Annotated in this window: 14 protein-coding genes and 1 pseudogene; 6 read left to right on the forward strand and 9 right to left on the reverse strand. The window is 67.6% G+C overall.

Going from position 1 to position 12,660, the window contains the following annotated elements; translation table 11 throughout:
* Positions 1–116 precede the first annotated feature (116 nt).
* The 4 genes from OG609_RS40240 to OG609_RS40255 all read left to right on the forward strand — a co-directional run bounded on the left by OG609_RS40240 (position 117) and on the right by OG609_RS40255 (position 4,349).
* Positions 117–872: an SDR family NAD(P)-dependent oxidoreductase gene (locus tag OG609_RS40240; RefSeq protein WP_327277322.1), complete on the forward strand. Its 756-nt coding sequence runs from the start codon at positions 117–119 to the stop codon at positions 870–872.
* 157 nt (positions 873–1,029) lie between these two features.
* Entirely contained in the window at positions 1,030–1,941 is a 912-nt protein-coding gene (locus OG609_RS40245) for an ABC transporter substrate-binding protein (RefSeq protein ID WP_327277323.1), read from the forward strand.
* A 121-nt stretch (positions 1,942–2,062) separates the two neighbouring features.
* The gene (locus tag OG609_RS40250; protein WP_327270970.1) at positions 2,063–3,439 is read left to right on the forward strand and encodes an IS1380 family transposase; all 1,377 of its coding nucleotides are present in this window, start codon (positions 2,063–2,065) and stop codon (positions 3,437–3,439) included.
* A gap of 412 nt (positions 3,440–3,851) precedes the next feature.
* A complete protein-coding gene (locus OG609_RS40255; RefSeq protein WP_327277324.1) occupies positions 3,852–4,349 on the forward strand; it encodes a PucR family transcriptional regulator in 498 nt (165 codons plus the stop codon).
* A gap of 16 nt (positions 4,350–4,365) precedes the next feature.
* Here OG609_RS40255 and OG609_RS40260 read toward each other — a convergent pair whose 3' ends face one another.
* A complete protein-coding gene (locus OG609_RS40260; RefSeq protein WP_327277325.1) occupies positions 4,366–4,773 on the reverse strand; it encodes a TOBE domain-containing protein in 408 nt (135 codons plus the stop codon).
* 883 nt (positions 4,774–5,656) lie between these two features.
* Between OG609_RS40260 and OG609_RS40270 the strand changes: the two genes are divergently transcribed.
* Together OG609_RS40270 and OG609_RS40275 are read left to right on the forward strand one after the other, a co-directional pair.
* Positions 5,657–6,184: a GNAT family N-acetyltransferase gene (locus tag OG609_RS40270; RefSeq protein ID WP_327277326.1), complete on the forward strand. Its 528-nt coding sequence runs from the start codon at positions 5,657–5,659 to the stop codon at positions 6,182–6,184.
* A 90-nt stretch (positions 6,185–6,274) separates the two neighbouring features.
* Positions 6,275–6,673 (forward strand): annotated as a pseudogene (locus tag OG609_RS40275) (IS1380 family transposase); the annotation flags it as partial.
* Between the two features lie 498 nt (positions 6,674–7,171).
* Here the strand turns inward: OG609_RS40275 and OG609_RS40280 are convergent.
* From OG609_RS40280 to OG609_RS40315, 8 genes are all read right to left on the reverse strand, one after another.
* Complete coding sequence (locus OG609_RS40280; RefSeq protein ID WP_327277327.1) at positions 7,172–7,345, reverse strand: hypothetical protein; 174 nt, start codon at positions 7,343–7,345, stop codon at positions 7,172–7,174.
* Positions 7,342–7,566: a transposase family protein gene (locus OG609_RS40285; RefSeq protein ID WP_327277328.1), complete on the reverse strand. Its 225-nt coding sequence runs from the start codon at positions 7,564–7,566 to the stop codon at positions 7,342–7,344. The genes OG609_RS40280 and OG609_RS40285 overlap by 4 nt, the downstream gene beginning before the upstream one ends.
* A gap of 225 nt (positions 7,567–7,791) precedes the next feature.
* A complete protein-coding gene (locus OG609_RS40290) occupies positions 7,792–8,451 on the reverse strand; it encodes a hypothetical protein (protein WP_327277329.1) in 660 nt (219 codons plus the stop codon).
* 817 nt (positions 8,452–9,268) lie between these two features.
* The gene (locus tag OG609_RS40295) at positions 9,269–10,060 is read right to left on the reverse strand and encodes an ABC transporter permease (protein ID WP_327277330.1); all 792 of its coding nucleotides are present in this window, start codon (positions 10,058–10,060) and stop codon (positions 9,269–9,271) included.
* A complete protein-coding gene (locus OG609_RS40300; protein ID WP_385648664.1) occupies positions 10,057–11,043 on the reverse strand; it encodes an ATP-binding cassette domain-containing protein in 987 nt (328 codons plus the stop codon). The genes OG609_RS40295 and OG609_RS40300 overlap by 4 nt, the downstream gene beginning before the upstream one ends.
* A gap of 327 nt (positions 11,044–11,370) precedes the next feature.
* Positions 11,371–11,697 carry a DUF1048 domain-containing protein gene (locus OG609_RS40305; RefSeq protein WP_327277332.1) on the reverse strand — a complete coding sequence of 109 codons (327 nt, stop codon included), beginning with the start codon at positions 11,695–11,697 and terminating at the stop codon, positions 11,371–11,373.
* 1 nt (position 11,698) lies between these two features.
* Positions 11,699–12,055, reverse strand: a complete 357-nt coding sequence (locus OG609_RS40310) for a DUF1048 domain-containing protein (RefSeq protein ID WP_327277333.1) — start codon at positions 12,053–12,055, stop codon at positions 11,699–11,701.
* Entirely contained in the window at positions 12,052–12,378 is a 327-nt protein-coding gene (locus OG609_RS40315; RefSeq protein ID WP_327277334.1) for a PadR family transcriptional regulator, read from the reverse strand. Before OG609_RS40315 ends, OG609_RS40310 begins: the two co-directional genes overlap by 4 nt.
* Positions 12,379–12,660: the final 282 nt, after the last annotated feature.

The following is a 12,660-nucleotide window of genomic DNA, read 5'->3' on the forward strand; positions in this document are numbered from 1 at the left end:
GGCGACCGTCGACACCGTGCTCCACGGGGCGATCCGCTCAGCACACCCGGCATCGACGATGAACAACTCCGGGCGGTCATGCCGACGGCCCGCGATCACGAGCAGGAGGTGGGTCCGTGACTGGGGCAACTGGCAGGGTGGCATTGGTGACAGGGGCCAGCAGCGGAATCGGTGCGGCCACCGCGCGCCTTCTGGCAGCGCGAGGGATGCGCGTGGTGGTCAACTACCTCCGCAGCGGCACGGCAGCCGAGGAGGTCGTGGCCGACATCGAGGCCGCAGGCGGCCAGGCCATGGCTGTGCAGGCCGACGTGCGCGAGGCAGCGGCGATCGAGAGCATGGTCGAGCAGGTCCAGGCGGCATGGGGCGGCATCGACGTGCTTGTGCACAACGCGCTCACCCCGTATGTGATCAAGCCGTTCCAGGACATGACGTGGGAAGAACTGGGCGGCAAGCTCGACGACGAGATGCGTGCGGCGTTCGCGGTCACCAAAGCCGTCCTGCCTGCCATGACCGAACAGGGCTGGGGACGCATCATCTATCTCGGTACCGGCCTCGGCCGTCGGCCCCGGGAAGGCATGATCGCACTGGGCACGGCCAAGGCCGCACTGGCGCAGTTCGCCCGGTACCTCGCCCAGGAACTGGGCCCGCGGGGCATCACGGTCAACGTCGTCGAGCCCGGCCCGGTGGAGGACACCCGCATGGCGCATGTGTTGGACGAGGAGCACAAGCAGCGGCAGGTGGCCGCTACCCCCCTGGGCCGCCTGGCACACCCGGGCGACGTCGCCCAAGCGGTTGCCTTCTACGCCGGCGAGGACAACGCCTTCATGACCGGCACCACGGCCGCGGTCAACGGCGGGATGGCCATGTACTGACGCCCCGCCGTCTTCCGCACACGGGGCCATACCGCCCCGGTCCGGCCGACGGGCGGACCGCATCCGGCACACCGTCACCTCAGCACCATGGGCCGCAGCAGCCGGGCCCGCGGCACGCGCGGGCGCACGGCGGTGACACGATCAAGGAAAACCGTTCATGTACACGATCGATCTTGCCTACGTCGGGCGGGGCCTGCACGAGGAACTGGTCGCCTACATCGCCGACCAGCAGGGCTACTACGCCGACGAGGGTGTCCACGTCGCGCTGCGCGACGGCTGCTCCTGGGACGAGGAGCGGCTGCGCCACGGCGCCACCATCGGGCTCGGCCGGGCACTGCTGTCCCGACTGGCCAATGGCATCCCCTGGGCCGCACTCAACGTCAACACCCACCGCCCGCTGTTCTGGTTCCTCGCCCGTCCCGGCCTGACCTCCCTGGCCGACCTGGCCGGTCGACGGCTGGCGGTACACGCCCCCCACACCGCACCCGGATGCTTCGCCCGGATCGTACTGCGCCAGGCCGGCCTCGACCCGGACCGCGACATCCACACCATCGTCCGCCCACCCGGCGACTACGGCATGGACCTGCGCTGGCTGCACGACGGCAGGATCGACGCCGCCCTTGTCGGCAGCACCATGGCACCGGAGGCGATGGCCGCCGAGCACGGCTGGCAGGTGCTGGCCTGGGTCGGCGACCACTTCCAGATCCCCACTGTAGGTGTAGCCGTCGACCCCACCTACATCCACCCGGACGGCCCCGCGGTCCAGGCCGTCGTACGGGCCCACCGGCGCGCCCTGCAGGTGATCCACAACGAACCCGACACCACGGTGCGGCACATCCAGGCGTTCCTCGGCCGACACACCGCAGACGAAGCCCGAGCCCACTTCGAGACGTTCATCGCACCGTATTTCACCACCGACGGCCAAGCCGACCTCGCCGTCGGCGCCACCGCGATCACTGCGGTCGCCGCCGAACTCGGCGTCCCCGCCACCGTCACCGCAGCCGAGTTCTACCGCACTGCAACCGTCACACCCCAGGAGCCCGGCGACGCCGGCGCCACCGCTATCTAGCCTCGGGCTTTCACGTGGCTGGGTGTCCGATGCGTGATCGGAAACGCGAAGAGTGCTCCTGACCTGCAACGATGGGACTTGTCTAGGGTCCAGGTCGGCGCATGAAAGAAGCACTCCTCAGGTGAAGAAGCGTATCGGGTCCTATCCGCGTGTCCGCATCGAGGGCGGCGGGAGCGGGGTGGTCTCGCAGGCTGGCGGAGTACTGCTGGTCGAGACTGCCCGTAAGACCGGCCTGGATACCGAGATATCGGCGGCGCTGAGGCCGTGGCGGCGGCCTCGGGCGGTGCACGATCCGGGCAAGATCCTGCTGGATGTGGCTCTCGCGGTCGCGCTGGGCGGGGACTGCCTGGCCGATGCGGGACTGCTGCGGGCCGAGCCGGCCGTGTTCGGGCCGGTGGCCTCCGACCCAACGGTCTCCCGGCTGATCGACACCCTCGCCGCGGCCGGGGACAAGGCCCTGACCGCGATCCGCTCGGCGCGCGCCGAAGTGCGCGAGTACGTCTGGACGTTGGCCAAAGATGCGGCGCCGGATAGGGGCGGCCAGGTGATTGTGGACCTGGACGGAGTGCTGGTCCTGGCCCACTCCGACAAGCAGGACGCGGCCGCGACCTGGAAGAAGTCGTTTGGACATCACCCCCTGATGGGCTTCGTCGACCACGGAAGCGGTGGCACCGGGGAGCCGGTGGCAGCACTGTTGCGGCCGGGGAACGCGGGATCCAACACCGCCGCCGACCACATCACCGCCACTCAACTCGCTTTGGCCCAGCTCCCCAAGCGTCACCGGCGCGGCCGGTCCACACTGATCCGTACCGACTCCGCGGGCGGCACCCATGAGTTCCTCGCCTGGCTCACGAAACGGGGCCGGTGGCTGTCGTACTCGGTCGGGATGACCATCACTGAGCAGATTCATCAGGCCGTGTTGAAGGTCCCGGCCTCCGCCTGGACCCCAGCGGTCGAGCCGGGCGGCGAGATCCGCGACGGCGCCTGGACCGCCGAACTCGACGGCGACACACTCAAGGGCTGGCCGAAGGGAATGCGGCTGATCGTCCGCAAGGAACGGCCCCACCCCGGCGCCCAGTTGCGCTTCACCGACGCCGACGGCCTGCGGCTCACCTGCTTCGCCACCAACACGACGGGCGGGAAGATCACGGACCTGGAACTGAGGCACCGCCGACGGGCGAGGGCAGAGGACCGCATTCGGAACGCACGGGCCACCGGCCTGCGGAACCTGCCCCTGCACGAGACCGCACAGAACCGGATCTGGCTGGAGATCGTCCAGCTCGCCCTCGACCTGCTCGCCTGGATGCCGATGCTCGCTCTGACCGGCAAACCCCGCCTCTGGGAGCCCCGCCGCCTGCGGTTGCGGCTGTTCTCCGCCGCTGCCCAACTCATCACCACCGCCCGCCAACGGCACCTGCGATTCGCCCACCACTGGCCATGGACCGACGTGATCACAGACGCGATCAGACGGCTCGACACCCTCCCGAACCCACGCTGACCAGCAACAACCCGTCCCGACGAGCAGAAGAGCCACCGACCGGAACCGTGGAATCCGGCGCCCACCCGATGCGACGATCGGGCCACCCGTATGCCCGCACACGCTCCACAACGACGCATTGGCCGCCAGCCGAAGCTGACGACCAATCACGAAAGATCGAGGCTAGGCAATTCAGAGCCTCATAAAGCGTATATGGGGCGCCAGTCATCGAAAGGAGGCGCGTGCCATGTGCAAGGTCCCGCTGACAACCACCGCTCTGGTCGGCGGGGCCGGGCTTACGAGATGCCCGACAAAGCTTCTCGCAAACGGTCCTTTGCCCGAGCAAGATCAATCAGAGGCCGGGGAGACCCCGAAGGCCCCGGATCGGTTCGCACAACTCGTTCAGAACTGCATTGTGCGAAGGACCCGGATCATGACGGACCCTCAAGAGCCTTCGCCGTCAGACGCGGACGACGTCGAACGTCACCCCCTGACCGCGGTGCGGGCCCGAGACCGGCCCGCCCGTTACCTCATCGGCGCGACCGGCCGGACCCTCGCGCGCACCCCGTCGGCGGCTCCACTCCTTCCTCCGCACCGGGGCGCGGAATGGCTGAGGAAGTCCACCGGAGCCACACTGCTCACCACCCTGAACGCGATCCTCGCCGGAGCCCCTGCCGACGTACGCGCGGTCTACAGCGCCCGCACCCTGGGACCGCTGATTGACGGGCACAGCGCCTCGCAGCAGATGCTGCCGGAGACCCTTGAAGTCTTTCTCGCGCACAACGGCTCCTGGGCACGCACCGCCGAAGCCCTGCACCTGCATGTCAACACGGTGGACTACCGTGTCCGGCGCATCGTGCTGCTCACCGGCCGGGACCTGTCGCGCCTCGACCATAAACTCGACCTGCAGGCTGCACTGCTGTGCCGCTGACCGAAGTGGTCCCTGTTCAGTTCTGGCTGCCCAGCCGATCGATGTGTACGTTCGTCGACTTCACCCGCGCCGTTGCCATGACCCCGACCTCAAGGCCGAGCTCGTCCACTGACTCGCGGCTGATCAGCGACACCAGCCGGTGCGGCCCGGACTGGATCTCCACCTGAGCCACGATGTCGTCGACCTTGACGGCGGTGACGATCCCGGAGAATGAGTTCCGCACCGACGTCAGCACCTCACCGGGCACCGGATGCAGACCTGCAGCGCGCTCTTTGGCGAATGCCGCCAGACTCACACCGTGGATCACCCGGTTCCCCGACCCGCCCCGGTCCATCGCGAGGAGGCCACCGTCGGCCCAACGGCGAACGGTCTCGGGACTCACAGCCAACAGCTCCGCTGCCTGGCCAATGCTGTACGAAGGCACCTGGGCACTGTAGGCCAATGCGGGTCTCACCAGCGCACCGGCTCTGACCCTGCCAGGCCGGACGCCAGGCGCTCCCCTCGCGTATGAGCCCGCGTCGCCCACCGGCCAGACCCCTGACGCGGATCCACCCACCCGCCGACGACGCCACCTTCCCGCTCTCTCTCCTCAGCCGCGAGGCGATGCGTCATCTTCGCTATCCCGCATGGAGGAGATGGTTCTGTATGCCTAACTAACCCCGTGCGAGGGGCAGTTGCTGCGAAAGCGGGCGGTTGTGCTTCCCAGGTGATTGAGACAACCGGAACGACCACTTTTCGCCCTGCCACGGCAGGCCGAGGTCAATTTCTCGGGCGGCGATCGCCGGCTTCCCCGTTGAACGGGGACGGGGAGGTGCTCGCTCGCACCGGCAACGGCCTGTCCGTGCCTTGCTGTCGTGGGTGTTCGCTGCCGAGAGTCCGACGCGTAGGGGCAGTCCGTTCGCGTCGGCACCGTCATCGGCGAACTCCACCGCCGCCACCGGGCCCTCGAGTTCAGGAAGTTCCTGGTCACGGTAGACAAGGCCGTGCCCGCCGAGCTGGATGTGCACCTGGTGTGCGACAACTGCGAGGATCACGGTGTGCCGCAAGGGGCCGGAGTCCAACCTCGCCGTTTCGGTCGAGATGAGGCCGGAAGCGGGGAGGAAATACGAACGTGCCTTCTGAGCTGGGACGATGAATTTGTCGAGGGGTTCTGTCGGTCCAAGCGGAAGGCACTTTCTGCGTGCAGGGTATCGAGAACACGAGCTGCGCGATCGACTCGATCCTCCGGCGGGCGTAGGGTGCGGTGGCGCGGGCACCCTCGCATAGGCTGGCCGTCTCATCCGAAGCACTGCGACGAGGATCAGCCCATGCGCAGCAGCACCAGGATCCGCCTGATCGAGCCCACCGACGCCGCCCCGATCGCCGCGCATCGGGTGCGGGACTTCGAGGCTTTCCGGCCGTGGGAACCGGCCCAGCCGGCTGACTTTTTCACCCCGGCGGGCCAGGCGGAGCGGATCGACAGCCTGCTGGCCGGATACCGGGCCGGCGCGGTCTGGCCGGGCGTGGTGCTCGCGGACGACCAGGTGATCGGGCAGGTCACCGTCGGAGGGATCCTGCCGCAGCCGCACCTGCGCCGCGGCTCCGTCGGATACTGGATCGCCGGCGTCGCCCAGAATCAAGGGCACGCCGGGCACGCCGTCGGGCTTGTACTCCGGGTGATGACGGACGAACTCGGGTTGCACCGCGCCGAGGCGTCCACCAATCTGGAGAATCTGCCGTCGCAGCGGGTGCTGCGCCGCAACGGGTTCAGCCCGTACGGCGTCGCGCACTCCTCGATCTTTCTCGACGGGAGCTGGCGGGACGGGCTGCTGTGGGAGCGGGTCCTCGGCGACTAACCCCGCCGCTTCGGTTGAGATGAGGCCCGAAGCGGGGAGGAAATACGAACGTGCCTTCTGAGCTGGGACGATGAACCTTGTCGAGGGGTTCTGTCGGTCCAAGCGGAAGGCACTTTCTGCGTGCAGGGTATCGGTTCTCGTCCCAAGCTCCACGTCTCCACTGACGGTTCGGGGGTGGTCGGGCACGCGGGCGCACGTTTGCCGGCGGATCTTGCCGATGCCACCGGTCTGACCACCGCCTACTCCACTGCGCTCAGGCCGCTGCGACCGCGTGGCACCGGGCACGATCCCGGTCGGACCGCCACCGATCTCGCGGTGATGCTCGCCGACGGCGGTGGGGGGATAGCGGATCTGGCTGTGCTGCGGGACCAGGGCGAGGTATTCGGACCGGTCGCCTCCACGCCCACCGCCTGGCGGTTGCTCGCCGACACCGGCGGGGCAGTACTTGCCTCGCTGCGAGCGGCCCGCGCCTCAGCCCGGGAAGTCGCAGCCTCACCCGCGGTGGACGCCGCCTCCGCCTGCGGATCTCGGCAACCTGGCCCTGGAGACACGAACTGGCCACGGCTTTCCACCGCCTCGCTGCACTGCCCCGACCGGTTGACTGACCTGCGGTCCCCCGCCCACCCACGATCCGAAGGACCCGGACAACCCGACCATCGCGCCGGGACTCCACCATGCCCAGGCAACAGAATCGCCTCGACCACCCGACAGTTGGTGATCAGCGCAGCCGCCTCAGCCCAACCGAAACGGCGAGGCGAACCCGTGCGACAACTGGCCGTAGCTGCCTTGCACCACCAAATACAGAAACATCGACCACCGTTGGTCGATCCGCTTCGCCCCGCTGTCGGCCGCGACCGCGCTCGCCCCCGAACACCGCAGCCACGGTGACGAGGTGCTCCGCTACAACGGCGGTCCGGCGGTGCTCACCGTCCAGTTCCAGACCGACGGCTTGTGTTCGGTCGGTCACGTCCGCCGCGGGACGCCTGATCAGAGCGAAGCGAGAATCTTCTCCTCCTTCATGGGGCTGATCCCGTGTTCCGCCCACCGCGGGTGGTCCATGGGGCGGCCGCCGTTGTGCAGCAGTGGGCGCAGGTAGGCGAAGGCGGCGGTGCTCAGGCAGGCCGGATCGAGCAGGCCCGACACCCGCCGGAGAGTCTTCACGCTGGGAACACGGTAGCCGCCCGTGTGATCAGGTCATACGGGAGCTGGAACGCGGCGAGTTCGGCGTCGGTGGCGCGCTGGCACCACTCGGCCGCGGTGGTGAGCGAGTCATTGCCCGCCGGAGTCAGCGCGCACACGGACAACGCCAGGAGAGACGGTAGCGGGAAGCGGCGCCCGCACTCGGCACGTTGATCGGGGATGCGCGCGAACTCGGCCAACAACGCAGCGACTTCCTCGCCCTGGGCTCGGTCTGGCTTCGGATGCGGGGGCGCTGACGGTACGGCAGCGGACGTGGGAGATGCTCGAGGAACGGACACGGCATCCTTGCAGATCGTGAAGCTTCGACGCCTCCGTGATCCACAAGGGGCCGTGTCCGCTTGCTTCCCGCTCTCCTGCTCCACTGGTCACCGTGAACCGGGACAACCCGCCTGAATTCCGGGGCCCTGCTAGTAGGGCTCGCCTGCCGGTCCATGAGGAGGGTGCCCGGCGTCAGGAGCGGCTGAGCTCGTGACCCATTCCGTGAGGGCGGTGAGGGCGTCCACCGGGTGTCTGGCACGGATCCGGATCCTTCGGTAGCGGTCGCCCGGCACCGGAAACTGCGGGGATCGGTCCGATCTGCGGGCGAGGCGCCAGATCCAGGTGCCGTGGTGAAGCCTTCGGGCCGAGGCGAAGTCGTGGTCGCCGCGTAGCCGTACCTCCACGTTCAGCGGTTCGCGGAACGGAGTCAGCTCGGTCGTGTCGTAGCCGATGCGGAAGCTGACCTCGGCGTCCTTCCAGTCCAGCCGATCGGCTTCCGCGATTCGCTCGCGCGCGATGCGGGCGCCTTTGCGGAGGAACACGGGGTCATGGATGACCAGGGCGTCGGTCTCCAGGGTGAGCCGGGCTCTGAACAGCAGAGCCCTAACAGTCTGCACCTGAGCCGGAACGGTCGCGAAGGACGCCGCACCGGTTGCCACGGCCATCGCGGTGCCCAGCACATCAGGCTGCCCCGCGACGGCGTCCAATCCGATTGTGAGGGCCGCCAACGGCAGGCCCAACCCCCACGGAAGCACGGCGAACATGGCGAGTACGGCCCGCCATCGTGAACGGACAAGCGCGATGTCCATGACCGGCGATGCTAGGCGGCCGGGGCCGGCCATGCCAACATCGCCCACGCCCTCAGACGCCATGGCCGCGATGACCGCCGAATCCTCAAAATCTACGGATTTGGACAACCGGTCACCTAACCAGCCAGATCACCAACTCGCCGGGGCCCTGCCTCTCCCTGGACTCAAGATCCAGTGTCGAGGTGGGTGTCCATGATCAAGGTGGAGGGCCCGACACAGAAAACGCGTACACCCTGAATACCGGCTCCCATAGCCGAACTGGCGCCGACGCCACCAAGCCATAGCTGGCCAATGCTGCTACCAACTCCGTACGCACCCTGATCGGGCAAGTCGCAAACTGCCGCCACTCTGACGACCCATCAATCCAACAGACTCCATACAGAAGCTTTGACCACCACAAATGGAGAAACGTTACCGGAGTATTAGGCGACGTGGGCGCGTCTGACCTGCTTCCGACTGGAGAGTGAGCCGGATACGGCGAGTTTCCGACGCGGTGCGTCAGGGGCGCACTCGCCTACGGCAGACGAGAAAGAGGCCCCAAGGGACTGGAACCTGCTTCGGGAGCATGTCAACAACGCCCCGAGAACACCAGGTCAGCGCTAAGGTCGGCAGACCTTCTGTCGAGCACGCACGCGTGGTCTTCGCGTCGCCAGCGTCGGTGGTCGGCCAGGGCAGAGGCGCCCGCGCCCAGCACGACGCCCAGCAGAGTGAACAGGGGTGCGATCCAGCTCATGGCTACCCGCCTGCCGTGTCGGGAACGCGCTGCGGTCTGGGGTCCGTTCGTCGCAGCGCACCGAGTACTGACTGGTCGCGGAACTCATTCCGGGTCGCGGTTGAACTGCGCCGTCGACCAGCGGTAGCCGAGCGCGATCAGGCCGACACACCAGGCGATGGCGATCCATCCGTTGTGGCCGATCTCGGTGCCGAGCAGCAGGCCGCGGAGGGTTTCGATGGCGGGGGTGAAGGGCTGGTATTCGGCGATGGGCTGGAACCAGCCGGGCATGGTGTCGGCCGGGATGAAGGCGCTGGAGATGAGGGGGAGGAGGATCAGCGGCATGGCCATGTTGCTGGCCGCCTCGGGGCTGGGGCTGGCCAGGCCCATGCCTACCGCGATCCAGGTCAGCGCCAGGGCGAAGAGCACGATGAGTCCGAATGCTGCCAGCCACTCCAGGACGGTTGCGTCCGCGGAGCGGAAGCCGATGGCCACGCCGACGGCGCCGACGAGGACCACGCTCATGACGGATTGCAGCACGCTGCCGACGACGTGCCCGATGAGTACCGAAGGGCGGTAGACCGCCATCGTGCGGAAGCGGGCGCTGAGGCCCTCGGTCATATCCATGGAGACGTACACCGCGGCCCCGATCACGGTGCTGCCGATGGTCATCAGCAGCAAGCCCGGGACGATGTAGGCGATGTAGTCGGAGCGGTCGGCGCCGCCGCCGCCGATGCCCGCGCTCATCACGTCGCCGAAGATGTAGACGAAGAGCAGCAGCATCATGATCGGCGTGAGCAGCAGGTTCAGGGTCCCGGACGGGTAGCGCCGCGCGTGCAGCAGGTTGCGGCGCAGCATCGTGTTCGAGTCGCGTACGGCGAGGGCGAGGGAGCTCATCGGACGGTCTCCTTGGGCTGGTTGGGGACGTTGGCTGGGCCGGTCAGGGCGAAGAACACGTCGTCGAGGTCGGGGGAATGGACGGTCAGTTCGTCCGCCTCGATGCCGGCGGAGTCGAGCCAGTCGAGAATGGAGCGCAGTTCGCGCTGACTGCCGTCGCTGGGGATGGACAGCGACAGTGCCTCGTCGTCCCGGGTGACCTCGCGCAGGGCGTCAGCGGCGGACTGGTACGTGACCGGGTCGGTGAAGCGGAGCCGGATGTGCCCGCCGGGGATGAGCCGCTTGAGCTCCTCGGCGGTGCCCTCGGCGGCGATCTTGCCGTCGTTCAGCACAGCGATGTGGTCGGCGAGCTCGTCGGCCTCCTCCAGGTGCTGGGTGGTGAGGAAGACGGTCACGCCGTCGGAGACGAGGCTGCGGATGATGCCCCACATGTTGTGGCGGGAGCGCGGGTCGAGCCCTGTCGTCGGCTCGTCGAGGAAGATGATCCGCGGGCTGCCGACCAGCGTCATCGCGAGGTCGAGGCGGCGCTTCATGCCGCCGGAGTAGGTCGAGGCGGGCTTCTTCGCGGCCTCGACGAGATCGAAGCGCTCAAGTAGTTCGGCGGCGACCCGCCGTCCCTCGCGCTTGGAGAGGTGGTGCAGGTCCGCCATGAGGAGCATGTTCTCCTCGCCGGTGATCAGGCCGTCGACGGCGGAGAACTGCCCGGTGACACCGATCGCGGCACGGACCGCCTGCGGGTCGGCTGCCAGGTCGTGCCCGCCGACGTGCAGGTCACCGCCGTCGGCGGTGATGAGCGTGGACAGGATCTTCACGGCGGTGGTCTTGCCGGCGCCGTTCGGGCCGAGCAGCGCGAACACGGACCCGGCCGGGATGCGCAGATCGATACCGTCGAGGACGAGCTTTTCGCCGTATGACTTGCGTAGCCCGACGGCGGAGACTGCGGTCGGCGACGGGTGACCGTCGCCTTGACTGGATGTGGGCATGACAGGTGAAGGCATGGTGACGTCCTTTCGAAGGCTGAAGACACAGAGGGAGTGGAAGCTGTTTCGGAACTCGGATCGAGTGACTGCCCGTGACTACACGTCAGTCGTGTCGTCTTGGGGAATGGTGTCGAGCGGCCCGTCGCCGGAGACCTGCTCACCGGGGGCATTGGCAGGGCTCAGCCAGGTCTCGCCGGGCCTGCTCGACCACCTCGGTGGACAGGATCTGCGGCGGCTTCTGGTGGCCGGTCGGCCCGCGCCTGCTCGCGCTGCGCCGAGGCGAACGAACCGCGCGTGCGGGCTATGCCCACTGGCATGAGGCGACGGGGGTTACTTCTCGGCCGTGCCGGGTTCCCTGCTGATGGACTCCTGATAGACGTCCGCATAGGTGCGGGAGTCCTTGACCAGGTCGTCGCAGAATGCGGCGACGTCCGTGCCGATGAGTTCCAAGACCCCCTTGCCCGCGGCGACGCCCTCCTCGAAGAAGTCGGCGATCCCGGGGAGCAGGGGCCCGTCAGGCAGGTCGATCGGCCCGACCTTGAACAGGTACTTCTGCATCTCCGTGTAGACGATCTGGTAGTCCGGCGGGAGCGCCTTGACTCGAGCCATGTGCGCCCGCCACTGCTTCTTGCCCTCGATGATGTCCTGGATGCCCACGTCAGCCTCCCAGCCGGTTCAATTTCCTTGCGACGTTCCTGTTCAACTGCTCGCGCCACCGGTCGCGATAGGTTCGAGCCCCTTCTCCACCGGCCAGCGCCGTGCAAAAGCCTCGGATGTCGTCGCCGAGCACCTCATGGACGCTCTGCCCGTCCGCCGCTGTTTGTTCGAGCAGCCCCAGGGCGGCGTCGAGGATCGGGATCAGGTTGCGGCCGGTGAAGCCGCCATGGGGAAAGAGGTGGCCCTTGATCTGTTCCCACGCCGCCCGGTATTCGTCTGGCAGGGCCTCGGCCCGGGCTTCGAACGCCTTCCATTCCCTGGTGAGATCGCTGCCTGTGATGGTCTCCCAGAAGTTCATCTCCCGCCCTCCTTGAGCTTTTCGATGCGTGATGAGACGTACTGCCATTTCGTCCAGAACTTCGCGAGTTCCTCGCGTCCGGCGTCGTTGAGTGCGTAGAACTTGCGCGGCGGACCGACCCCGGATGGTCGTTTCGTCACCTGGACGAGTCCGTTCCTCTCCAGTCGCAGCAAGATGGTGTACACCGTCCCCTCGACGACGTCGGCGAAGCCGAGCTCGTTCAGCTGACGGGTGATGGCGTACCCGTAGGTTTCCTCGCTGCCGATGATTTCGAGCACGCACCCTTCGAGCGTGCCCTTCAGCATCTCCGTCAGGTCGTCCATCGCGAGTCCTCCTCGGCCCTAGCGGTACTGCGTAGTACCGAGTACCACTATACGGTATCACCGAGTAGTGGAGGCTGCCAGCGATCGGCGAACACGGACCGGACCCTGCGAAGCGATCCGCGAAGCGAAGGAAGGGATCCAATGCGACGTGGACCTCGGTCCTCTGGTGTTCGAAGGGGACTTCACCGCCAAGACCGAGACCGCAGTCAACTCGTTCGTCTTCGTTGCCTCCATCACCTCCGGCACCCCACCCGGTGACCCGGCGGAGATCCGACGAGGGCG

Origin of the sequence: Streptomyces sp. NBC_01224 (assembly GCF_036002945.1) — a bacterium.
Taxonomy (GTDB): domain Bacteria; phylum Actinomycetota; class Actinomycetes; order Streptomycetales; family Streptomycetaceae; genus Streptomyces.

What these genes read in the sequence shown, in the direction of transcription:
- OG609_RS40245 (WP_327277323.1), top strand. Translation starts at nt 1,030, where the DNA reads ATGTACACGATCGATCTTGCCTACGTCGGGCGGGGCCTGCACGAGGAA.
- OG609_RS40255 (WP_327277324.1), top strand. Translation starts at nt 3,852, where the DNA reads ATGACGGACCCTCAAGAGCCTTCGCCGTCAGACGCGGACGACGTCGAA.
- OG609_RS40270 (WP_327277326.1), top strand. Translation starts at nt 5,657, where the DNA reads ATGCGCAGCAGCACCAGGATCCGCCTGATCGAGCCCACCGACGCCGCC.
- OG609_RS40290 (WP_327277329.1), bottom strand. Translation starts at nt 8,451, where the DNA reads ATGGACATCGCGCTTGTCCGTTCACGATGGCGGGCCGTACTCGCCATG.
- OG609_RS40295 (WP_327277330.1), bottom strand. Translation starts at nt 10,060, where the DNA reads ATGAGCTCCCTCGCCCTCGCCGTACGCGACTCGAACACGATGCTGCGC.
- OG609_RS40300 (WP_385648664.1), bottom strand. Translation starts at nt 11,043, where the DNA reads ATGCCCACATCCAGTCAAGGCGACGGTCACCCGTCGCCGACCGCAGTC.
- OG609_RS40310 (WP_327277333.1), bottom strand. Translation starts at nt 12,055, where the DNA reads ATGAACTTCTGGGAGACCATCACAGGCAGCGATCTCACCAGGGAATGG.
- OG609_RS40315 (WP_327277334.1), bottom strand. Translation starts at nt 12,378, where the DNA reads ATGGACGACCTGACGGAGATGCTGAAGGGCACGCTCGAAGGGTGCGTG.